The organism is Streptomyces sp. NPDC002306, from assembly GCF_053593435.1.
The window spans coordinates 44289-65615 of the sequence record NZ_JBSFCK010000029.1 but is presented as its reverse complement, the minus strand read 5'-3'; the positions used below and the strand labels follow the sequence as shown (position 1 = coordinate 65615).

The window sequence follows — 21327 nt, the reverse complement described above, 5'->3', positions numbered from 1 at the left end:
CACAGCACGATGGACTGCGCGGCATGCGGTGCGAGAACCAAGCACCAGCTGCCGCTCGGCGAGAGAACCTACCACTGCACCGTGTGCAAAACGGTATCCCCCAGGGACAAGAACTCCGCACGCGTGATGCTTGCCCGGGCAGGTCTGAACCCGGCCGGCGTTGATGGCACAAGACCTCCCGGAGCGCCGCTCCGGAAGGCAGCCTGAGCCAGGAATCCCCTCCCTTCACGGAGGGGAGCAGTCAAAGATGTCCATGCGCGTCGGAGACTCGATAGATCGCTTCGCGATCAGGCTATGGAAAGGGCTCTGCGCAGCCGCGCCAAAGATCGTGGTTAAAGCAGGAAGATCAGACAACCGAGGCCGGAACCCCTGGACTTTAGGACTCCGTTGGGAAATCTGCAAACCGGCTTCGTTGACGCGTTGAGGTCGGCATGATCGTTCTGTTCGTCGGGACGAGGGGTGGGCTGGGTGTCGCTGGAGCCGCGGGATGACGGTGGAGTGCCGGAGTTGACGGCTCGGGTGGTGCGGGCGTCGTTTCCCAAAGGCACGCTCGCGGTGAGGCTCCGGGAGGCTCTCGGTCCGCTGTTCGAGGACGATTCCTTCGCTGAGGCGTTCGCAACGCGGGGGCGTCCGGCCGTGTCGCCCGGTGCGCTGGCGCTGGTCTCGGTCCTGCAGTACGCCGAGGGACTCACAGACCGACAGGCCGCTGACCAGGTACGGGCCCGTATGGACTGGAAGTTCCTCCTCGGCCTTGAGCTGGATGATCCGGGGTTCGACTTCTCCGTCCTGAGTGACTTCCGCGTCCGGCTGATCGAGCACGGCCTGGAGGAGAAAGTCCTGGACCTGGTCCTGGAGCGGATCTCTGCGCTCGGGCTGCTGCGTTCGGGGGGCCGTCAGCGCACCGACTCCACCCATGTGCTGGCGGCGGTGCGGACGCTGAACCGGATGGAGTTCGTCGGCGAGACCCTGCGCGCCGCGCTGGAGGCGCTGGCTGTTGCTGCCCCGGACTGGCTGAGCGGGCTGGTCACCGCCGACTGGGCCAAGCGCTACGGCGCCCGGGTCGACTCTTACCGCTTCCCCAAGGGCGAGAACGTCCGCGCTCAGTGGGCCGAGCAGGTCGGCCGGGACGGTTTCACCGTCCTTGAGGCCGTCCATGTTCCCGGGGCGCCGGGCTGGCTGCGGGAGATCCCGGCCGTCCAGGTCCTGCGCCGGGCCTGGGTGGAGCAGTACCACCGCGACGGCGAGGGGGTGTGCTGGCGGGAGGGCAAAGACCTCCCGCCGGCCAGACGCCGGCTCTCCTCGCCCTACGATCCCGACGCCCGATACGGCCTCAAGCGGGGCTCGGGCTGGTGCGGCTACAAGACCCACCTGAGCGAGACCTGCGAACCTGACGCCCCGCACCTGGTCACCCATGTCCTCACCACGGGCGCCACCGTCGCCGACACCGAGGTCACCGAGGCCGTCCACCAAGGCATGGCAAGGCGTGAGCTGCTGCCTGACGAGCACGACGTCGATGCTGGATACGTCACCGCCGCGCACATCGTCGCCGCCCGCGACGCGCACCGCATCGAACTGCTGGGACCGGTTGGACCGGACACCTGCCACGAGAACCACGATGGCGAGCACTTCACACGGAGCGCATTCACCATCCACTGGGACGCCAAGAAGGTCACCTGCCCCCAGGGCAAGGTCAGTGCCAGCTGGTCCGAGCAGCGCAAGAGCAGCGGCACCCCCGTCTCACGGGTGCACTTCACCGCCCAGGACTGCGCGGCCTGCCCGGTGCGGGACAAGTGCACCAAGGCAGCGAACGGCAAGTGGGGCCGCAGCCTCACCCTGCTGCCCCGCGAGCAGCAACAGGTTCTCGACCAGCGCCGCCAGGAACAACGAACCGAGGAGTGGAAGAAGCGGTACGACATCCGGGCCGGCGTCGAGGGCACGATCTCGCAAGCCGTCCGCCGCACCGGCATCCGCCACACCCGCTACACCGGGCAACGCAAGACCCACCTCGGCAACGTCCTCGCAGCCACCGCCATCAACATCATCCGCCTCGACACCTGGCTGAACGGCACCCCCCACGGCCGGACACGCACCTCCCACCTGGCCGCTCTCACCCTGACAGCCTGATCACCCACCCCGTTTAGGCATTCCCCAACGGAGTCCTTCAGGGAGGGGAGCAGTCAACGCCATCAGCCACACCGACCACGTCGACTGCCCCCGGACCCGGCGCACCGTACAGGTCGAGCGCGATCCGGCCACCGGCGAAGTGCACGCCCTCTCGGCGCCGGGACTGGCCACCGTGCAGTTCCACCCGGAGTCCGTCCTCACCACGGACGGGCCCGGCGATCCTCGCCTCCTGGCTCACCCCCCTGATCACACTCGCCGCCTGACCGTTCACCCCCACACACCTCCCCCACACACCTGGCCCCCGCACACCTCACCCCGGGAACGCACATGCCGACTGCCCCCGCCCAAGAGACCTATGGTGAACGCCTGTTCAGCACGCGGCAGGACACCGAGGAACAGCGACTCGACCTGCTCGCCCGGACCTGGGACCCCGCCACCGTCCACCACCTGCGGACCCTGCCCCTCGCCGGAGCCCGCAGCATCCTGGAGATCGGCCCCGGCACCGGCAGCGTCGCCGACCTGCTCGCCGGACACGCCCCCCACGCACAGGTCACAGCCCTCGACCGGGACACCACCCTGCTGCGCTCGCGCAACCCGCGCGTCCAGCCGCTCCAGGCGGACATCACCGACGCCGGCCTCGAACTCGGCCCGTTCGACCTCATCCACGCCCGCTGCGTCCTCATGCACCTGCGCGACCACGAGGCCGTCCTCGCCCGGCTCGTCTCCTGGCTGCGGCCCGGCGGCCACCTCGTCCTCAGCGACACCGCCGAACTCGGCTTCCCCCACTCCCCCGACGCCGACTACCGCGCCACCATGCGCGCCCTGTCCGAGGTCATCACCACCCACCTGGGCAGCGACCAGAACCACGGGCTCGGACACCCGGCACGCTTCCACCGGCACGGCCTGACCGACATCCACCTGACCACCGCACTGCCCACCGTCACCGCGAACGCGCCCATCAGCCGCTGGTGGCAGCTCACTCTCGACCAGGCACGCCCGGAACTCATCGGCACCGCTCGTCGACGCCCCCGCCCTCGACCGGGCCCTGCACTACATGACCCAGCCCAGCACACACGACCTGTCGATCGCGCTCCTGACCTGCTCGGGCCGCAAGAAGCCGGTGCCCGAGCCAGGCCGGTAGCGCTGCGAAGGGGGAGGGAATGCCGGCCGGTGGGCAGTCGGGAAGACCTGGCTGCCCACCGCAGGCCCTAAGGACAGAGTCCGCCCATGGTCTTGGCGCGTTGCGAGGGTGCTCACTCGACCGGCCCTCGCACCGTTCAAGCGGCAACGAAGTGCGGCGAAGAGCGGCGGCGATAGCGGAAAACGCGGACCGGACGCTCGTCAGCGCCGCAACACGGTGGCCTCGGTCGTCGCCGCAGAGCGGGCCCTGGTTCCCGGTTGAGGCCGTCGGCGATCGGTTGGACAGTGAGAATCATGAACCGGCACCGGCGACCAGCGCGAAAGGCCCCCTGGATAGCGGGCGGCGCGGCGGTGCTCGCCGTGGGGGGCGGTTTCGGGATCTGGGCCCTGGTGTCGTCCGGCGGCGGAACGCCGCGCCCGGTGCCCTCGCGCTCCGGAATCCTGTCCCTGCCGTCGACGAGCCCCTTGCCGTTGCCCTCCAAGAAGCCTGAGCCGAAGCCCTCGGGCTCCACGGCACGCACGCCGACAGGCACGGCGAAGCCCCGGTCGACGCCGACGAACCGGCAGCCGGTCTCGCCGGGCATCCCGCCGGCGGCGACCGGCATCGGCTCTGCGCCACCGGTCGTTCCACCGGCACCGACCGGTACCCGGCCGACTCCGCCCCGGACCACGGCCGCCCCCTCGCCCGGGCACACGCCGAGTACGACACCGCACCCGAGCGCGGCGCCCACCACGTCGGCCTCACCTCGGCCGTCGTCGACCTCCTCACCCCGGCCGTCGTCGACGACAGCACGCCCGAGCCCGTCCACGGCCGCGCCGATCCCTTCCCGGACGGCCGCGCCGGTCCCTTCCCGGACAGCCGCGCCGACCTCCACCCGGCCGGGGGCACCCACCCCCACCCGATCAGGCGCACCGACCCCGACCCGAACGGGCGCACCAACCCCCGCCCGCACGGGCGCGCCCATCCCTTCCCGGACAGGGGCGCCGACTCCCACCCGAACGGCCGCACCCACCCCCACCCGGACAAGCGCACCCACCCCGGCCCGGACAAGCGCACCCACCCCGGCCCGGACAGGCGCACCCACCCCGGCCCGGACAGGCGCGCCGACCCCTGCCCGGACAGGCGCGCCGACCCCTGCCCGGACGGGCGCACCGACCCCCACCGGAACGGCCAAGCCGGCGCCCACCCGGACGGGGGCGCCGACCCCTTCCCTGACGGGTGTACCGACCCCCACCGGAACGGCCGAACCGTCCCCCACCCGGACGGCCGCGCCCCGAACAGCCGAACCCGCTCCCACTCGAACGGCCGCACCGAGAACACCGACGCCGATCGCTCCGACGCCGTCGGCCACCCAGGGCGAAGGGTCGACGACGACCTGGGTCACGTCCTCGGCGGCGGTGGACGCCGCCCGGCGGATGGCCGCTGCCGGAGCCGTCGGCGACCCGGCGTGCTCGATGGCGGCCGTCGGGCAGCCTGACCCGGCTCTGGTGCCGCAGGGCGGCCGGATCGACATCGGCAACTACGGCGGTTACTGGTGCCTGATCTGGTAGGCACGGCCGCCATGGCCCCGGTGATCGTGGCGCCCTCGGCAGGGCGGGCTGCCGTTCGTGATGCGCACAGCGCGGCCCGGATGATCGCCGCCGTTGCCACGGTCGCGCCTGCGGTGCCGGGCGGGGGCGGGACGTGGACCCGTAGGTGAGCCGCCGGCTCTGCGGCCGTGGCCGCGGTGGGGGCCCGTGAGCAGTGGTTGAAGCGCGCCGGTGGTGGCCGGGGCGAGGTCGGCGTGGGCGCGGGTTTGCGGCTAGCCTGGTGGAAGCCCTGGTAGGAGCGGTTTCCGCCCGACCTGTCGGGTGATCGCAGGGCCGAGGCGGCGGCCGGCGCGGAGGTATCCATGCCCGAGGGTGACGTGCTTCTCCTCCTCGACGAGGCGGGCCGGGTGGCTGAATGGGGGCACGCCGCGGAAAGGCTGTTCGGGTGGTCCGCCCCGGAGGCTGTCGGCCGGCCCGTGACCGCGCTCCTGCCGCTCCTGCACCGGGCCGCCTCGGACGACGGGCCGCGGCGCGACGGGCTGGCGGACACCGCCGCCCTGGTGGTCAAGCCGGTACTGCGCGGCCGTTCGGTGCTCTGGCAGGTGCTCACGGCAGGGGGCAGCCGGGCGCCGCAGGACACCGCGGTCCTGACAGCCCTGTTCAGCCACCCCGTGATGGAACTGCAGGTCTACGACGACCAGCTCCGCGCCGTGCGCGTGAGCGCCCCGGACGGCGGGCGACGTGGCACACCGGCGGCCCGTGTTGTGGGCATGCCTTTCCCGCAGGCCTGCGGCTGCGCGTTCCCGGGGGAAGAGGCCGCCGTGGCACACGGCGTACTGGCCACCGGAGAGCCGGCACTGCACCGGATCGTCCGCGGTGCCGAGACGTCGGCCCGGCTCGGCCGCCGTATCCGCTCGGTCTCCTACTTCCGACTGGAAGACCCGCACGGTGAGGTGGCGGGACTGCTGGCCTGCGCCACCGATGTCACCGAGCAGGAAAGGGCGCGCAAGACCCTGGCCCTGCTGGAGACCGTGCGCGCGGGGATGGGGCACCGGATGAACGTCATGGACGCCTGCCAGGAACTCGTCGACGCCGTGGTGCCCGCGTTCGCGGACGCCGCCGTCGTCGAAATGGTGGAGGGCGTGGTGCGCGGAGAGGACCCTCCCCTGGCGCCGGTCGACCCGGATGTCCATCTCTGCCAGGCGGCCGCCCGCGGGCGGATCGCGGTGCCGCCCGAAGCGGTGCGCGCCCTGCCGGCCGGCGCGGTGTACGCGCGTGTACTCGCCGGCCTTCAGCCGCGCCTCGTGTTCCTCGGCAAGGACGGTACGCCGCCGGCCGAGGGCCCGGCCGGGGCGGCGCGGGGCGAGGCGCCGCCGGCCGGGGCGCGGGACGCCGGGGAGGAGGGGGACGACTGCTGCCTGATCGTGGCACCGCTGGTCCTGGGCGACCGGGTCCTGGGCCTGGCCGGCTTCTACCGTCACGGGCACGGCGACGTTTTCGCCGAGGACGACCTCGCGGTGGCGTCCGCCGTGTGCGCGTACGCGGCACTGTGCATCGACAGGGCCGGCCTGTTCATGCGGGAGTGGATCGTCATGTCCACCGTCCAGCGCCGGCTCCTTCCCGGGCAGCTGACCGACCAGCCCACCGTGCAGATCTGCGCCCTGCACCTGCCGGGCACCGAGGGCGGCGGCGCGTGGTGCGACGCGATCGCGCTGCCCGGGGCACGCACCGCCCTCGTCGTCGGCGACGTCGCGGGGCAGGGCATTCCCGCGGCCATCACGATGGGACTGCTGCGCACGGCCTTCCACACGCTGGCCGCCCTGGACCTCCAGCCCGACGAACTGCTGGCCCGCCTGAGCGACACCGCGGCCCGTCTTGTCGCCGCACGGGCCGCGCTGCCGCCCCTGGACCCGCTCGCCCGTGAGCCGCTCACCGCGGGCTGCACCGTCGCGATCTACGACCCGGTCGACTGCACCTGCACCGTCGCGCGCGGCGGCCTGCGCGAGCCGGTCGCGGTCTTCCCCGACGGCACGTCGTGCACGCTGCCCGTCCCCCCGGGTCCCGCACTCGCCGCACCGGACACGGCCCCCTTCCCCGCGGCCACGGTGTCCCTGCCCTCGGGAAGCACGCTCGCGCTGGGCACCGCCGCGCTCGCCGACGAGGTCCTGGCCCCGTCGGGCCCGCTGCGCCCGCTGCTGCGCGAGGCCGCCGCCCGTACGCTGCCGCAGCTGCGCGACAGCATCGAGCAGGCGTACCTGCGAGGCGATCGCCCGGACGAGACGCTGCTGCTGCTCGCCCGCGCCCAGGGGCTGCCCGCTGGCCGGGTCATGACCCGGTCGCTGCCGGCGGGCTCCGAAGCCGCGCCGATCGCGCGCAGGGCCGCCCGCCGCCAGCTGGCGGCCTGGGCGGTCGACGACGAGACGGCCTACACCACCGAACTCATCGTGGGTGAACTCGTCGGCAACGCCACCCGCTACGGCACCGCTCCCCTACGCCTGCGTCTCATCCTGGACCGGATGCTGACCTGCGAGGTCAGCGACGCCGCGCCCAGCGCTCCGCATGTGCAGCACGCCCGCACCGTCGACGAGTCCGGGCGGGGCCTGTTCATCATCGCGAGCCTCGCCGAGCAGTGGGGCACCCGCTACACCGCCGACGGGAAGATCGTCTGGGCGGAGCAGCCGGCCGGGACGACCCCGCTCTCCCCCTGAGGGGAGCCGCAGAGCCGCTCACGGAAGCGGTGCGCGGGCGCCGGAAAAGGGCGGCCGCGGCCGGTATGCCCGCCGGAAGGGATGCCTTCAAAAGTATCTTGTGCACGAGTTACCTGTGGGCTAGGTTTCTGGTCATGGGTCGAGCCGTACCGGCCTCGCACCGCGACCCCCGGACGGCGCGCACGCCGCTCCGCCGGCCTGCTCCCCGCAGCGAACGGGCGACCGGCGGCGATCCCCCACACCACGGCAGTCAACTTGACCCGGTCCTGAAGCGTAAGGACCGGGCTTGGAGGTAGTGCCCAGTTGGCTGCTGGGTGGACTCCTCCGTCCGGACACCCCTTACGGGGTGGCAGGGACGCGTGACTCACGCCCCGCATTCCACACCACGGCGCCACGTTGGGCGATGTTGTGAGAAGCGTTTCGGTCCGCGTGGGCAACGACCCCGCAGTTACGGCAGGTGAAGAGAGACTGCTCGACCCGGTTCTTCTTGTCGACGTGCCCGCACTCGCAGCACGTCTGCGAGGTGTAGGCGGGGTCGACGTGAACCACAGGCACGCCTGCGCGGCGTGCCTTGTACGCGATGAACTCTCCGAGCTGGGCAAAGGCCCAGGAGTGGAGCGCGGCCCGTTGTGGCTTGCGGAGCCGTACCCTCTGCCGGATGCCGCCCAGGTCCTCCAGGGCGATTCCGGCCGAGGTGCGTTCAGCCTCGGTCACGATTCGTTTCGCGATGACGTGGTTGGTGTTGGAGACATGGCGCTGCTCGTGCCGGTTGCGCTTCTTCAGCAGCCGCTTGGTGGACTTGGTGCCCTTGCGCTGGAGCTTCTTGCGTAGATCGCTGTGGCGTTTGCGGCGCCGGTTCAGGTCGCGCCCGGCGGCCTGGTAGCCGGTGGACGTGGTGGCGATGTTGACGATGCCCAGGTCGACGCCGATGAACCCGTCGGGCTCGTACTGCTTCCCCTCGGGGACCTCGCAGGTAGCGATCAGGTAGAACACGCCGTCGCGTTCCACCAGATCCGATTCGCCCTGCCGGTGCTCGCGCAGTGTCTTGTGGCCGTCGGCGGAGCAGACGAACCGCACACCCCGGATACGTCCGGCGGTGGTCCAGATCGACACCGTCTGCGCGTCGTACTGCCAGCTCAGGCACCGGTCGTCGTACGGCTGAGCTGCCTCGGGCCGGAAGGCGATGTGCTTGGACTCGGCCTTCGCTCGCCGCTTCGAGCCAGGTTTGCCGAGGTTCCCGCCCTTGATGTTGGCCTTGAGCGTCGTGTAAGCGTCGCGGACCTTCTTGATGGTGTGCTGGGCTGCTTGCGCCCCCAGCCCCCGCGACTTCAACTGCGCGTAGGTGTGCTTGCGCAACTCGTACTCGCGCGGCACACCCTGCTCGAACGCCACCGCCGACACCCAATTCGCAGCCTCGTTGACCGTACGCAGGGTCGCGAGAAGCGCGGCGGCCTGCTCGGCCTCCGGCACGAGCTTCACCTGCACAACGAGTTTCACAGACGCGATCCTACCGTTGACCTATATCACCACGCTGGGAACCAAACCCCCATATTCGCAGGGGCAGAACAGTCGTCTACACCCTTCATGCGGAGTTGTGTGTGCGGCTCGCCTCGGATCCCTCTCCCGGTGTCCGGGGCGACCTCGCCGGAAATCCGGCGCTCGACGACGCCCTGATCCGTGCGCTGGCCGGCGACCGTGACCCCGCGGTGCGCCGCAGGCTCGCACACCATCCCCGGGTGCCGCTCGACGTGCTGATCCGCCTGGCCCGAACCGCCCGGATCGGCGCCGCGCTGGTGCCCCGTGTCGCCGCCGCCTCCGCCGCCGAGACCGAGGAGCTGGCCATGTCACCGGACCCGGCCGCCCGCATGCTCGTGGCCCAACGGCGTGATCTGCCGTCCGCGCTGCGCGACCGGCTGGCCGGCGACCCCGACGCGAAGGTGGTCAAGGCCCTCGCCGCGCACCCGGGCCTCACCGAGGCGCAGTTGCGCGCCATGGTCGAGCGGCACGGTGTCCGTGTCCTGGCCCAGGTGGCGGCCAACCCGGACGCGTCCCCGGCGCTGCTGGAGGACCTGGTCCGGCACGAACCGGGCGTGCGCAAGGTGTTGCGTGAGGTGGCCCGCACCGCGGGGCGACGGTCTCGGCGCTGCGCGTCTGCCTGGCGGACGAACGCGCCAGGCCCCTTGCCGCCGGCCACCCGGCGCTGGCGCCGCCGGTCATCGCCGCACTGCTCGCCGACGCGGACTGGCAGGTCGTGCAGGCGGCGGCAGCCAACCCGTCGCTGCCGCCCGCCGTGATGGCGGAGCTGGCGGGCCGGCGGTGAGCGCACCGCCCGACGGCTTCGGTCCGTGCGCTCAGGGGCTGCCGGAGAAACGGACTCTTCCGCGGACCGCGGACCTGGGGCCGAGGACGGCAGGCCCCGCCTCGCGTTCGTGGCCGCGCCGGACGGCCCGGCCGGCCGTTCCTCCCGGTCGCCCGGCGGTGGAAAGCCGCGGCCCTGTGGTGTGTCCGGGCGGCCGGTGTGGCCGCGGGTCAGACGGCCGGCGGCGTCCAGGCCGCCTCGGCCGCCTCGGCCGTGGGATGGACCGGGAAGACCTGGTCCAGGCCGACGACGGCGAACACCCTGCGGACCGCGGCGGGGACGGCGGCCAGGGCGATGGCGGCCTGCGCGCCGAGGGCGTGGTTGCGGGCGGCGATCAGGGCGGTGATGCCGCTGGAGTCGCAGAACGTGAGGCCGCCCAGGTCGACGACCAGCTGCTGGCCCCGTGCGATGGCCAGGCCGGGAAGGAGAGCACGGATCTCGGGAGCGGTGTGGTGGTCGAGTTCCCCGGCCATCTCGATGACGGGACCGGCGGGAGTGGTGCGGGTGGTGACGTTCAGTCGGGTCACTGCTGCTCTTCACGGTCGGTTGCGGGCACGCTGACGGCCAGGACCGCGGTGTCGTCGTCCACCCCGGTGCCCAGGGTGTCCAGGAGTTCGCGGACGGCGGCGACGGCGCGTGACGCGGTGGTGGGGGCCAGGTCGCGGGCGAAGCCGAGGAGGGCCTCGTCGCCGTAACGGTCGCCGCGGTGGGCGGTGTGCGCCTCGGTGAGCCCGTCGGTGTGCAGCAGGAGGGTGTCACCTGGTTCGAGGCGGACGGTGGTGGTGGCGATGTGGGCGTCGGGCAGTACGCCGATGAGCTGTCCGCCGGGGGTGGGCAGCGGGCAGGCGGTGCCGTCGGCCCGGATCAGGAGCGCCGGGGGGTGTCCGCCGCCGGCCAGGGTGACGCGGAAGCCGCCGTGGTCGTTGTCGGGGGTGAGCAGACCGAAGACGACGGTGCAGAACCGCGGGTCGTGGCCGTTGTATTCGTGGTTGAGGACCGTGTTGAGGTTGCCCAGGACCGCGGCCGGGTCGGGGTCGTAGACGGCGGCGGCGCGCAGGGTGTAGCGGGCCAGGGAGGTGACGGCCGCCGCCGCGGCGCCTTTGCCGCACACGTCGCCCAGGAACAGTCCCCAGGTGCCGCCGGCGAGGGGGAACAGGTCGTAGAAGTCGCCGCCCACCTCGTCGGCGGAGGCGATGTGGTAGTGCGCGGCCACCTCCAGGCCCGGGACGTCGGCCAGGGCGGGCGGCAGGAGGGTCGCCTGGAGTGTGGCGGCGAGCTGCTGCAGGCGCCGGCGTTCGCGTTCCGATTCCTGGCGGGCGCGCAGCAGTTCCTGCTCGTAGGCGCGGCGGTCGCGGGCGTCGAAGACGGTGGTGCGGATCAGCAGCGGCTGCCCGTCGCTGCCGGTCTTGACGGTCGACGTCACCAGGACCGGCAGCCGGCTGCCGTCGGCCGCCTTCATCTCCAGGGCGATGCCGCTGATCTCGCCCTGCATGCGCAGCAGGGGCGCGAAATGGGTCTCGTGGTAGAGCCGTCCCCCGACCGTCAGGAGGTCGGAGAACTTCCTGCGGCCCACCAGGTCCTCGCGCCGGTGGCCCAGCCACGTCAGCAGCGTCGTGTTGATCTTGGCGATCTGTCCGTCCAGCAGGGTGGACAGATAGCCGCACGGGGCGTTCTCGTACAGATCCTCGGTGCTGTCCTCCAGCAGGGCGGAGAACTGCGTGCGGTCGTCGCCCGGGGGGTGTCCGGCATCCGGGTCGCCTTCCTCCCGGCACATCACCCGAGCGCCCGGGTGAAGGCGCTGATCGCCTCGGCGGTCTCTTCGGGGGCGCTCAGCTGGGGGCAGTGCCCGGTGGCGTTCAGGGTGACGAGTTCGCTGCCCTTGATCTGGGCGTGGACGAAGGCGCCGACCTCCGGTGGGGCGATGGCGTCGCTGGAGCACTGGGCGACCAGGCTGGGCACCGTCACCCGGGACAGGTCGCCGCGGTTGTCGGACAGGAAGGTCACGCGGGCGAAGACCCGGGCGATGTCCGGATCGGTGGCGCAGAAGCTGGTGGTCAGTTCCTCGCCCAGTTCGGGACGTTCGGGGTTGCCCATGATGACCGGGGCCATCGCGCCCGACCAGCCCAGATAGTTCGAGTCCAGCGACTGGAGCAGTTCCTCGATGTCCTCGGCGCTGAAGCCGCCCCGGTATCCGGTGGCGGGATCGTCGATGAAGCACGGCGAGGGCGCGAGCAGCACCAGGCCCGCGAAGTACTCGGGATGTTGCGCGGCGGCCAGGACGCCCATCATCGCGCTGACCGAGTGCCCCACGAACGTCACCGGCCCCAGATCCAGCTCGCGGCAGATCTCCAGCACGTCCTCGGCGTAGCCGTCGAGGCTCGAGTACCGTTCCTCGCTCCACGCCGACAGATCCGAACGGCCCGCTCCCACATGGTCGAAGAGCACCACCGTGAAGTCGCGCTCCAGTGCCGGGACCACCAGCCGCCACAGGTTCTGATCGCACCCGAACCCGTGCGCCAGCATCACCACCGGCCCACCGGCACGGCCGGACACGCTTACTCGGTTCCTGCCCCGCACACTCATGCGGCACATCCTGGCAGACCGGCCGCACGGCGCCGCCCGCTGCCGGCCGCCGGCCCTCGTGGTCCGATCCGGCCCGGCCGCGAAGAGCCGCCGACATCATGGGCATGCTGGCGCCCGCAGCGGGTAAGCGCTCGGTGCCGGGCTCCAGCAGCCGGCGTCAGACGGGGGGCTGGAAAACGTGGGAGGGGCCTGACATGACGATCGTGACCGAGACGAGCGATGCACGGATAGCCGAGCTGCCCGAGATCGCCGACCCGTCGCGGATCTCCCCCAAGGACGCCCGGCAGCTGACGCGGCTCTTCCTCGACCGGCTGGCCGTCCTGGAGGAGGGCACGCCCGAGTACCAGTACGCGCGCAACACGCTCATCGAAATGAACATCTCGCTCGTCCAGTTCGCCGCGGCCCGCTTCCGCAACCGCGGCGCGGGCGAGATGGAAGACATCGTCCAGGTCGGCACGATCGGGCTCATCAAGGCCATCGACCGGTTCGACCTCACCCGCGAAGTCGAGTTCACCTCCTTCGCCATCCCCTACATCGTCGGCGAGATCAAGCGGTTCTTCCGCGACACCTCCTGGTCCGTCCACGTCCCGCGCCGCCTGCAGGAAGCCCGCATCGAGCTCGCCAAGGCCACCGAGGAACTGCGCAGCCGGCTCGGCCGCACCCCCACGGTCAAGGAACTGTCCCAGCTGATGTCCCTGACCGAGGAAGAGGTCAACGAGGCCCGCATCGCCTCCAACGGCTACGCCTCCACCTCGCTCGACGCCGCCATCAGCACCAGCGACGACGGCGAGACCGCGCTCGCCGACTTCATCGGCGCCGACGACTCGGCGCTCGAACTCGTCGAGGACTTCAACGCCCTGGCCCCGCTGATCGCCGGGCTGGACGAGCGCGAACGGCGCATCATCCACATGCGGTTCGTCGAGGAACTCACCCAGGCCCAGATCGGCGAACACCTCGGCGTCTCCCAGATGCACGTCTCCCGGCTCCTGTCCCGCACCCTCGCCCGGCTGCGTCAGGGCATGCTCACCACCCAGTGAACCCGGACCACCCTGGAATCCCGGAGCACGAGGCCGGCCGGTCGCGCTGCGGCCGGCATCTCCAGACGCCGTGCAACGCCGAACGAGCCGATCCGCGGGCCGGCTTTCTGCGCGGCACCATCGTGCGCTGACCGGCCGGTGCCGCACCGAGCGGCGTCGGCCCTGCCCGTTGCGGGGCCGGACACGTGTCGGGTGGGCGCCGGGTTCCACTTCGCCGGGCGGTGGGGCGGATGCATCGTTGCAAGTCAGGAGCACTCTCCGTGCAGGGACGGGACTTGGCGGCGGCGCTCAGACCGCCCCGGGTATCACGAGCCCCGACTCGTACGCCACTATCACCAGCTGCGCCCGGTCACGTGCCCCCAACTTGCCCATGATCCGGCTGACATGGGTCTTCGCGGTGAGCGGGCTGAGCCCCAGCGCTTCGGCGATCTCGGTGTTGTTGAACCCGCGCGCGACCAGGGTGAGCACCTGCCGCTCCCGCTCGGACAGCCCGTCCGGGCCGCCCACCGCTGACATCGCCGTGTCGGGTGCGCGCAGGAAACGGGCGATGAGCCGTGAGGTGGGTCCTGGCGAGAGCAGGGAGTCCCCGGTGGCCACGGTCCGGATGGCATCGAGAAGTTCGGCCGGCCGGATGTCCTTCACCAGGAAGCCGGACGCCCCGGCCCGCAGCGCATCGACGATGTACTCGTCGGTGTCGTATGTCGTCAGGACGAGCACCTTCACGCCCGCCAAGTCCTCGTCGGCAGCGATGAGCCGGGTCGCCTCGATGCCGTCCAGGTCGGGCATGCGGATGTCCATCACGACGAGGTCGGCCCTCGCGGAACGGGCGAGGTCCACGGCCTGCCGCCCGGTGCCCGCCTCGGCGACGACCTCCATGTCCCCGGCGGACGCGACGAGCATCGCGAACGAGGCCCGTACGAGGGTCTGGTCGTCGGCGAGCAGTACGCGGATCGGCATCGGGGCCGTCACGAGGGTTCCTCCCGGGGCAGCGGCAGTTCGGCAATCACTTCGAAGCCCACGGTGGGGCCCGGTCCGGCGTCCAGTGTGCCGCCCACGCTACGGGCCCGCTCACGCATCCCGACGAGCCCGAACCCCGGCGCGCCGCCGACGGCTCCCTGTCCGTGCCCCACCCCGTGGCCCGTCCCCTGGCCCGTCCCGTCGTCGGTGACGGTCACCCGCAGGGTCCCCTCCGCCGCTCGCAGTCCCACCCGGACGGTCAGGTCGTCGCGGCCCCCGTGGCGTACGGCGTTGGTGAGCGCCTCCTGCACGATCCGGTAGGCGGCGGCGCCCACCGAGGGTGGTATGCCGTCCGCGTGGACGGACAGTTCGACCTCGGCCCCGGCCTCCCTGGCCGCCTCCGCGAGCGCGCCCAGCCCGTCGAGTCCGGGCAGCGGCCCGCGCCCGTCCGGAGAACCGAGTCCGGAACCTGGACTCGATCCGGAGCCGGGTTCGGCCACCCGCTCCCGTTCCCCTGCGACACTCACGCTCGTCTCGTTCGCCCGCAGCACCTCCAGCGTCGTACGCAACTCGCCCCGGGCCGTCCGGCAGGTCTCCGCGATGTCGTCGAGCGCCTGGGCGACCGCCTTGTGGTCGAGCCGGTCCGGATCCGCGGTGAGGACGTGGGCCGCCACGGACGTCCGCACACCGATCAGGGTGATGCTGTGCGCGAGCAGGTCGTGCAGGTCGCGGGCGATCCGCAGCCGCTCCTCGACGACCCGGCGCCGCGCCTCCTCCTCGCGGGTCCGTTCGGCCCGCTCGGCCCGCTCGACGATGGAGGCGACGTACTGGCGGTAGAAGCGGGCGTCGACGCCGAAGAACAGGACCGCGATGATCCAGCCGGAGATCCGCAGGAGCTCCAGTGCCCCGTCCGGGTTGGTGAAGCTGTTGATGATCAGCGTCGGGCCGAGGACGACGACAGCGGTGAGCAGCGAGCGGCGTACCGTGCCGGTCGCCGCGACCGTGTAGAGCGCCAGGAGGGTCGCGGGGATCGGTACGGCGTGGTTGTAGTCGAGGGCGTGGTACGGGGTGACGCAGGCCGCCACCGCGAGCAGCACGAGCAGCGGACGGCTGCGCCGCCACACGAGCGGCACATGGGCGCCGGCCAGCAGGGCCCAGCCGGGCGGCCCGAGCGGGAGTCCGTCGTCGATGAGCAACGCGAAGACGACGGCCAGCACGGCGACGCCGACGGCGAGGAACGCGTCGTTGCGGGTGCGGTGCGGCGCGGTGAGCGGGTCCCGGTTGACGGCCGCCATGACGCGCTCGATCCGGCGGCGCCGCGCGTCACCCCGTACGGTGGTGGTTCTCAGGTCCCCTGCGGCTGAGGTCGCTCCCCGATCTTGCACGACTCCATCTTCCGTCACGGGGGCGCCCCTCCGGTCAGAAGGCGGGAGAGGCGCCCGGCCGGCTGTGGTGAGCCCGGCAGGTCAGGGTGCGCCGACCTGTTCCGGCTGCCGCGGCGGCTCGGTCGGTTCGCACGGCCCGGCGCCGGGAGCGGGTTCGCGCGAGAGGCGGCCCGGCCACCACATCTTCCGGCGCAGGGCGACGCTGGCACTGGTCACCAGGTACGTCCGTACGAGGAAGGTGTCGAGGAGTACGCCGACGGCGATCACGAAGCCGAGTTCGACGAGTTGCACGAGCCCCATGTTCATCAGCACGGCGAAGGTCGCGGCGAGGACCAGGCCTGCCGAGGCGATGACGGCGCCTGTGCTCCGCAGGGCGGTGAGCGCGGCGGCGGCCGGTTCCGCGCCGGCCAGGGACTCCTCCCGCATCCGGTGCATGAGGAAGATGCCGTAGTCGACGCCGAGGGCGACGAGGAACACGAAGGACAGCAGCCCGAGCCCGGGATCGGTTCCCTTGATGCCGAGGACCGGCCCGAAGACCAGCCCGCCGATCCCGAGGGCCGCGCCCCAGACAGCGACCACGGCGGCCACCAGGATGAGCGACGCGACGAGACTGCGCAGCAGGACGAACAGGATGAGCAGCACCGAGACGAGGACCAGGGGTACGACGATCTTCGTGTCCCGGCTGTTGGTGTCCTCCAGGTCGATCTGCTGGGCGCTGTCCCCGCCGACGTAGGAGCCTTTCAGCTTGCCGCGCAGGGACTTGATGGTGGCGGTCTCTCCCGCCGACTGGGGTGTGTCCTTCGCGATGACGGAGATCTCGGCCCAGCCGTCTGCGGTACGGCCCTTCTCGGCGCTCTCGACTCCCCGGGTGTCCCGGATCGCCGCGAGGGTCCGGTCGGCGCGGTCCGCCGGGGTGATCACGTCGATGGGCTGGGTGCCGCGCTCGGGGTAGGCCCTGGCGAGGGTCTCCATGGCGGTGACGGCCTCCGGCTTGGTGACGAAGGAGTCCTCCTGCTTGACCGGTCCCGGCAGGTTGAGCGTGCCGAGGGCGAGTGCGCCGAGCAGGACGACTCCGCTCGCGAGCACGGTCAGCGGCCTGCGTCCGGCGGAGTCGCCCATCGCGGCGAAGAGGCTCCGCCGCTGTTTGGGTTCGCTGCCGTAGGCCGGTACGAGCGGCCAGAAGACCCGCCGCCCGACGAGTACGAGGACGGCGGGGAGCAGTGTCAGCATCGCGATCAGCGCGCACAGCACACCGATTGTGCCGAGCGGGCCCATGCCGCGGCTGCTGTTGAGATCGGCGGCGAGCAGGCACAGCAGGCCGGCGGCGACGGTGCCGGAAGAGGCGAGCACGGCGGGCCCGCAGCCGCGCAGGGCGGCGACCATGGCCTCGTACGGGCGCTCGATGCGCCGCAGTTCCTCCCGGTAGCGGGAGACGAGGAGCAGTGCGTAGTCGGTGCCCGCGCCGAACACGAGGATCGTCATCACGCCGGAGCTCTGGCCCGTGACGGTGGTACCGAAGGCCTGGTTGAGCCCGTACGCGACGCCCATCGACGTGTAGTCGGCGATGCCGGCGACGACGAGCGGCACGAGCCACAGCACCGGGCTGCGGTAGATCAGGATCAGCAGGAGGGCGACGACGGCGACGGTGGTGTAGAGCAGTGGCCCGCCGAGTGAGTCGTAGACCTTCCCGGCGTCGGTGCCGAGCGCTCCGGTGCCGCCCACCTCGACGCTCAGCCCGTCCTGGCCGCGGGCGATGCCCCGGACGTCCTCGACGAGCGCGTCCCGCAGCTTCTCGTCGCTTCCGGGCTCGTTGCTGACGACGGGGTACATGAGGGTCGTACCGTCGTCGGACGGAATCCCCTTGGGCGCCCCGCCGACCAGCTCATGCGCTTCGGCGATCTCCTCGACCTGCCCGGCCGCCACCCGCCGGTCCTCGGAGCTCAGCCCGCCGCCCCGGTGATACACGATCACCATCTCGGTGCTCTCGCCCCCGGGCAGCGCGTCCTGTATCCGGGCCACTTGGGTCGAGTCGGCGCTGGAGGGCAGGTAGTCGGTGGCCCGGTCGTGCTGCACGTCGGCGAGCTTCGCCGCGAACGGGCCGACCAGCGCGAGCACGGCCACCCATAGCCCGAGCAGCGCCCAGGGCACGGCCCGCCTCCGTCCCATGCCCTTCGTGGTTGTCTTCCCGACCGTCATGAGCAGATCTCCCTCGCTACGGCGACTACCGTTTCAGCTGTCAGCCTTCCGGCACGGGGAGGGGGTTACGTCGGACGGGAGGGGGAGCCTGCGGGTACTGCCTGGGGTGACTGGGGGTGCGGATTACTCCCCCGGGAGTAAGGGGAGCCGCGGCGCTGTCGTCCGGACCGCTCGTGGAAGGTCCGGGGCCGGGGTGGTCAGTCGACGGTCACGACCACCGAATGCCAACCGCTGGCGCCGTCGGGGATGGTGCGGGTGCGCTTGTCCGTCTGCACCGTGCCGGTCCGGTCGGTGGCGCGCACCGTCAGCGTGTGGCTGCCCGGGGTGGCCTGCCAGGCGTGGGACCACTGGCGCCAGGTGTCCCGGGTGTCCTGGGCAGCCAACTGGGCGGGCTCCCAGGGGCCGTCGTCGACGCGGACCTCGACCTTGTCGATGCCGCGGTGCTGGGCCCAGGCGACCCCGGCGATCATGACGGTGCCGGCCCGGGGACGGGCGAACGGCTTGGGGGTGTCGATGCGGGACCCGGTCTTGATCGGCGCCCTGCGGGCCCAGCCGCGTCTGACCCAGTAGGGGTCGTAGGAAGCGAAGGTGGTGAGCTCGATGTCCTCAATCCATTTGCAGGCCGAGACGAAGCCGTACAGGCCCGGCACCACCATCCGTACCGGGAAGCCGTGTTCGAAGGGCAGTGGCTCGCCGTTCATGCCGAGGGCGAGCAGCGCGTCGCGGCCGTCCATGATGTCCTCGACGGGGCTTCCGATCGTCATCCCGTCCACCGAGCGGGCCACCAGCTGGTCGGCCGCGCCGCCCCGGGACGGGGGCTTGACCCCGCACTCGGTGAGCAGGTCGGCCAGCCGTACGCCGGTCCAGCGGGCGTTTCCCATGTACGAGCCGCCGACCTCGTTGGAGACGCAGGTCAAGGTGATGTTCCGTTCGACGAGTTCCCTGCGCAGCAGGTCGTCGTAGGAATAGGTCGCCGGGCGGCGTACTGCCGTGCCGTGGATCCGCAGCCGCCAGCCGGTGGCGTCGATCCTGGGCACGACCAGGGCGGTGTCGACGCGGTAGAAGTCCTTGTTCGGGGTGATGAGGGGGCTGAGGCCGGCGATCCGCAGGGCGGCCCTCTTCGGTGTGGGTCGCGCGGGTGATCCGGGGCGGGGCAGGGTGACCTGCTCGCGGGAGGCGATCGCGTCCTGGCCGCGCGCGTTGTTCAGTGAGCGGCCGGCCGTGCCCAGGACCGCGGACGCGGCCGCGGCGGAGGCGGCCGCGATGACGAATCCCCGGCGGTCCCATTCGCCGGGAGCGGCTGCCACGGACGCGGCCTCGGGCTCGGACTCGGTTTCGGGCTTGGGCTCGGTGTGGGGTGTGGCCGTCCGGGGCCGGGCGGGCGCCGTGAGGCGTCCTGCCAGGAAGTGGAGAAGCAGCGCTCCGGCGACGGCGCCCACGACGGCGGGCAGCGCGTCGGTGAGGCTGTCGGAGTCGGGGCGGGTGGTCGCCGCCCATGCTCCGACGGCTCCGAAGAGCAGGACGCCTGCTGCTCCGGCCCTGCGGTGGCGTACCGCCAGGGCGCCCAGCACCAGTGCCAGAAGCGCCAGTACCGCGAGGATCCCGAGTTGCAGGACCAGTTTGTCGTTGGTGCCGAACTGGCGGATCGCCCAGTCCTTGACCGGGGCGGGAGTCGCGTCGATGGACGCACCGCCCACGGCGATGACCGGGCTGGATTGCGGACGCACCGCCGCCGCCACCAGTTCGGCCACCGCCAGTGAGGCGAAGCCGGCCAGCAGGCCGCTCAGCGCACCCAGCGCTGTGCGCGTCAGGTTCGGCCGTGCTCGTGCGTTGCTCTCTTCTTTCCTCACACGGGGAATCCGGTGCCGCCTGCGGTGCGGATTGGCGCTCACCCCGGATCAGGTGACAACACTCTTCGCACCAGGCCCGCTCGCCTTCGGCTACGGATTACGGGGTTGACCCTGGCCCGGTGCCGCCCGGTCTCGCGGCCTCCCCCGCAGGAACATGACACGGTAGGTGCCGCGTAGTCTTCACCGACATCTCCCGGACGGAGAAGGTACTTCCCGCAGGGGTGAAGAAGTGGCGATGCCGATCAGGTACGCGCGGGTGACCGGCGGCGTCGCCGCCCTCGTCGCCGCTCTGTCCGGGTGCGCCGACGTGGAAGCCTGCCCCGGGGTCGGCGTGGTGTCCCAGGTCGGTGTGTACGTCGTGCAGGACGGCTACGACGATCTCGCGGGCGCTTCCTGGGAGTTGTGCACGCGCGGCAGGTGCGTCAAGGGCGAGTTCGAGCAGGAGGCGGTCACCGACGCGAGCCTCGCGCTGCCGGACGGCGTCGACCCCGATACCGCCCCGGTCCGCTTCCGCGTCACCCGCGCCGGCGCGGCCAGGCCCTTCATCGACGACTCCGTCGACGTGAGACTCCTTCACCAGTCCGACAACTGTGGTGGCGGCGGCTACGCCCGGGGGCTGGCCTACACCAAGGAGGACGGCCTGCTGCCGAGCGTCCCGGAGAAGGTCTGGGCTGCCTGGCTCGAACAACACGATTTCGTGGCCACCGCGGAGCCCGGCTCCCCGGCGTCCTCCTGATCCGGTGCGTCGCCCGTGGTGGCACCGGCTCACCGGTTGACCTTGTCAGCGGGCACAAAGCTGGCAGAGCGAGCAGCCGGCAGTCTCCACCTGATGTGCAGCAGGCTGATGAACACCTGCCTCGCCGAGACGGGTTCGGCGGCTCGGGCTGTCCGGCGGGCGGGCACTTCACGGCGCTCGCCCGCGGCGGAGCCGAGTTCGCGCTGAACCGCGGGCCGGCCGCCTGAGCCGGCGGGTGTCCGCCGCCGAGGCCGCGTGCACCCCGCACCCGTGCCGAGCGGATCGGTTACTGGGACGCGGCGAGTGTGATGGCCGTGGCCACCGCGACGAGGACGAACAGGACCGGGACCACGGCGGCGGAGCGAGAGGCGGTGTCATCGTAGTCGCCCCACTTCACGTGGTAGCCGATCGCCCCGAGGAGCAGGACGGCCATCCCGACGGCGGCCGCGATGCCCAGCGGCTGCCACCAGATGCCCGCCACGAGCCCGGCCGCCGCGGCCACCTCGGCGAGGCCGATGAGACGGACCAGCGCGGAGCTGAGTCCCTTCGCGACGAGACCGTCCGGGACGTCACCCTTGAGCTGCGCCTTCGGCGCACCTGCGGCAAGGGAGACAAGGGCGAGGAGAACACTGAGGATGACAGCAGCGATGTACACGAGGGTCCTTGAGAGGAGAGGAGAAAGAGAGGGATGGGTGTGCGGGGCCGCACCGGTCCGCCGCCGT

At 71.9% G+C, this 21327-nt stretch carries 16 protein-coding genes and 2 pseudogenes; 8 read left to right on the top strand and 10 right to left on the bottom strand.

Features of this window, described 5'->3' with window-relative positions:
- The 3 genes and pseudogenes from ACWCQK_RS33575 to ACWCQK_RS33565 form a co-directional block, all read left to right on the top strand.
- Positions 1 to 207, top strand: a pseudogene (locus tag ACWCQK_RS33575) (RNA-guided endonuclease TnpB family protein); the annotation flags it as partial.
- A 261-nt stretch (positions 208 to 468) separates the two neighbouring features.
- Entirely contained in the window at positions 469 to 2124 is a 1656-nt protein-coding gene (locus tag ACWCQK_RS33570; RefSeq protein WP_451161550.1) for an IS1182 family transposase, read from the top strand.
- Positions 2125 to 2451: 327 nt separating this feature from the next.
- Entirely contained in the window at positions 2452 to 3336 is an 885-nt protein-coding gene (locus tag ACWCQK_RS33565) for a class I SAM-dependent methyltransferase (RefSeq protein ID WP_451161548.1), read from the top strand.
- 65 nt (positions 3337 to 3401) lie between these two features.
- On the opposite strand, the gene ACWCQK_RS33560 is transcribed toward ACWCQK_RS33565, so the two are convergent.
- Positions 3402 to 4139, bottom strand: coding sequence for a hypothetical protein (locus ACWCQK_RS33560; protein ID WP_451161546.1), 738 nt, complete (start codon positions 4137 to 4139; stop codon positions 3402 to 3404).
- 541 nt (positions 4140 to 4680) lie between these two features.
- Between ACWCQK_RS33560 and ACWCQK_RS33555 the strand changes: the two genes are divergently transcribed.
- Together ACWCQK_RS33555 and ACWCQK_RS33550 are read left to right on the top strand one after the other, a co-directional pair.
- Complete coding sequence (locus ACWCQK_RS33555) at positions 4681 to 4815, top strand: hypothetical protein (protein ID WP_451161544.1); 135 nt, start codon at positions 4681 to 4683, stop codon at positions 4813 to 4815.
- Between the two features lie 341 nt (positions 4816 to 5156).
- Positions 5157 to 7502 (top strand): SpoIIE family protein phosphatase, encoded by a 2346-nt coding sequence (locus ACWCQK_RS33550; RefSeq protein WP_451161542.1) that lies wholly within the window; start codon positions 5157 to 5159, stop codon positions 7500 to 7502.
- Positions 7503 to 7841: 339 nt separating this feature from the next.
- Here ACWCQK_RS33550 and ACWCQK_RS33545 read toward each other — a convergent pair whose 3' ends face one another.
- The gene (locus ACWCQK_RS33545) at positions 7842 to 8999 is read right to left on the bottom strand and encodes an RNA-guided endonuclease InsQ/TnpB family protein (RefSeq protein ID WP_451161540.1); all 1158 of its coding nucleotides are present in this window, start codon (positions 8997 to 8999) and stop codon (positions 7842 to 7844) included.
- Between the two features lie 98 nt (positions 9000 to 9097).
- Between ACWCQK_RS33545 and ACWCQK_RS33540 the strand changes: the two are divergent.
- Positions 9098 to 9822, top strand: a pseudogene (locus tag ACWCQK_RS33540) (hypothetical protein); the annotation flags it as partial.
- 209 nt (positions 9823 to 10031) lie between these two features.
- On the opposite strand, the gene ACWCQK_RS33535 reads toward ACWCQK_RS33540, so the two are convergent.
- From ACWCQK_RS33535 to ACWCQK_RS33525, 3 genes are read right to left on the bottom strand one after another with little or no spacing between them, the layout of a single operon-like run.
- Entirely contained in the window at positions 10032 to 10388 is a 357-nt protein-coding gene (locus tag ACWCQK_RS33535) for an STAS domain-containing protein (RefSeq protein WP_451161538.1), read from the bottom strand.
- Entirely contained in the window at positions 10385 to 11635 is a 1251-nt protein-coding gene (locus ACWCQK_RS33530; RefSeq protein ID WP_451161537.1) for a PP2C family protein-serine/threonine phosphatase, read from the bottom strand. Before ACWCQK_RS33530 ends, ACWCQK_RS33535 begins: the two co-directional genes overlap by 4 nt.
- Positions 11635 to 12444: an alpha/beta fold hydrolase gene (locus ACWCQK_RS33525; protein ID WP_451161535.1), complete on the bottom strand. Its 810-nt coding sequence runs from the start codon at positions 12442 to 12444 to the stop codon at positions 11635 to 11637. Before ACWCQK_RS33525 ends, ACWCQK_RS33530 begins: the two co-directional genes overlap by 1 nt.
- A gap of 194 nt (positions 12445 to 12638) precedes the next feature.
- Here ACWCQK_RS33525 and ACWCQK_RS33520 point away from each other — a divergent pair, with 194 nt between their 5' ends.
- Positions 12639 to 13481, top strand: coding sequence for an RNA polymerase sigma factor SigF (locus ACWCQK_RS33520; protein WP_451161533.1), 843 nt, complete (start codon positions 12639 to 12641; stop codon positions 13479 to 13481).
- A 288-nt stretch (positions 13482 to 13769) separates the two neighbouring features.
- Here ACWCQK_RS33520 and ACWCQK_RS33515 read toward each other — a convergent pair whose 3' ends face one another.
- The 4 genes from ACWCQK_RS33515 to ACWCQK_RS33500 form a co-directional block, all read right to left on the bottom strand.
- Entirely contained in the window at positions 13770 to 14438 is a 669-nt protein-coding gene (locus ACWCQK_RS33515) for a response regulator (RefSeq protein ID WP_451161554.1), read from the bottom strand.
- Between the two features lie 8 nt (positions 14439 to 14446).
- Positions 14447 to 15823 (bottom strand): sensor histidine kinase, encoded by a 1377-nt coding sequence (locus ACWCQK_RS33510; protein WP_451161531.1) that lies wholly within the window; start codon positions 15821 to 15823, stop codon positions 14447 to 14449.
- Positions 15824 to 15904: 81 nt separating this feature from the next.
- Entirely contained in the window at positions 15905 to 18019 is a 2115-nt protein-coding gene (locus tag ACWCQK_RS33505) for an MMPL family transporter (RefSeq protein ID WP_451161529.1), read from the bottom strand.
- A gap of 197 nt (positions 18020 to 18216) precedes the next feature.
- A complete protein-coding gene (locus ACWCQK_RS33500; RefSeq protein ID WP_451161527.1) occupies positions 18217 to 19869 on the bottom strand; it encodes a sulfite oxidase in 1653 nt (550 codons plus the stop codon).
- A gap of 235 nt (positions 19870 to 20104) precedes the next feature.
- Here ACWCQK_RS33500 and ACWCQK_RS33495 point away from each other — a divergent pair, with 235 nt between their 5' ends.
- Positions 20105 to 20605 (top strand): hypothetical protein, encoded by a 501-nt coding sequence (locus ACWCQK_RS33495; RefSeq protein WP_451161525.1) that lies wholly within the window; start codon positions 20105 to 20107, stop codon positions 20603 to 20605.
- Positions 20606 to 20891: 286 nt separating this feature from the next.
- Here the strand turns inward: ACWCQK_RS33495 and ACWCQK_RS33490 are convergent, their stop codons facing one another.
- Positions 20892 to 21260 (bottom strand): DoxX family protein, encoded by a 369-nt coding sequence (locus ACWCQK_RS33490; RefSeq protein WP_451161523.1) that lies wholly within the window; start codon positions 21258 to 21260, stop codon positions 20892 to 20894.
- Between the last annotated feature and the right edge of the window lie 67 nt (positions 21261 to 21327).

What these genes read in the sequence shown, in the direction of transcription:
- ACWCQK_RS33555 (WP_451161544.1), top strand. Translation starts at nt 4,681, where the DNA reads ATGGCCGCTGCCGGAGCCGTCGGCGACCCGGCGTGCTCGATGGCGGCC.
- ACWCQK_RS33530 (WP_451161537.1), bottom strand. Translation starts at nt 11,635, where the DNA reads ATGTGCCGGGAGGAAGGCGACCCGGATGCCGGACACCCCCCGGGCGAC.
- ACWCQK_RS33550 (WP_451161542.1), top strand. Translation starts at nt 5,157, where the DNA reads ATGCCCGAGGGTGACGTGCTTCTCCTCCTCGACGAGGCGGGCCGGGTG.
- ACWCQK_RS33495 (WP_451161525.1), top strand. Translation starts at nt 20,105, where the DNA reads ATGCCGATCAGGTACGCGCGGGTGACCGGCGGCGTCGCCGCCCTCGTC.
- ACWCQK_RS33505 (WP_451161529.1), bottom strand. Translation starts at nt 18,019, where the DNA reads ATGACGGTCGGGAAGACAACCACGAAGGGCATGGGACGGAGGCGGGCC.
- ACWCQK_RS33525 (WP_451161535.1), bottom strand. Translation starts at nt 12,444, where the DNA reads ATGAGTGTGCGGGGCAGGAACCGAGTAAGCGTGTCCGGCCGTGCCGGT.
- ACWCQK_RS33515 (WP_451161554.1), bottom strand. Translation starts at nt 14,438, where the DNA reads ATGCCGATCCGCGTACTGCTCGCCGACGACCAGACCCTCGTACGGGCC.
- ACWCQK_RS33520 (WP_451161533.1), top strand. Translation starts at nt 12,639, where the DNA reads ATGACGATCGTGACCGAGACGAGCGATGCACGGATAGCCGAGCTGCCC.
- ACWCQK_RS33565 (WP_451161548.1), top strand. Translation starts at nt 2,452, where the DNA reads ATGCCGACTGCCCCCGCCCAAGAGACCTATGGTGAACGCCTGTTCAGC.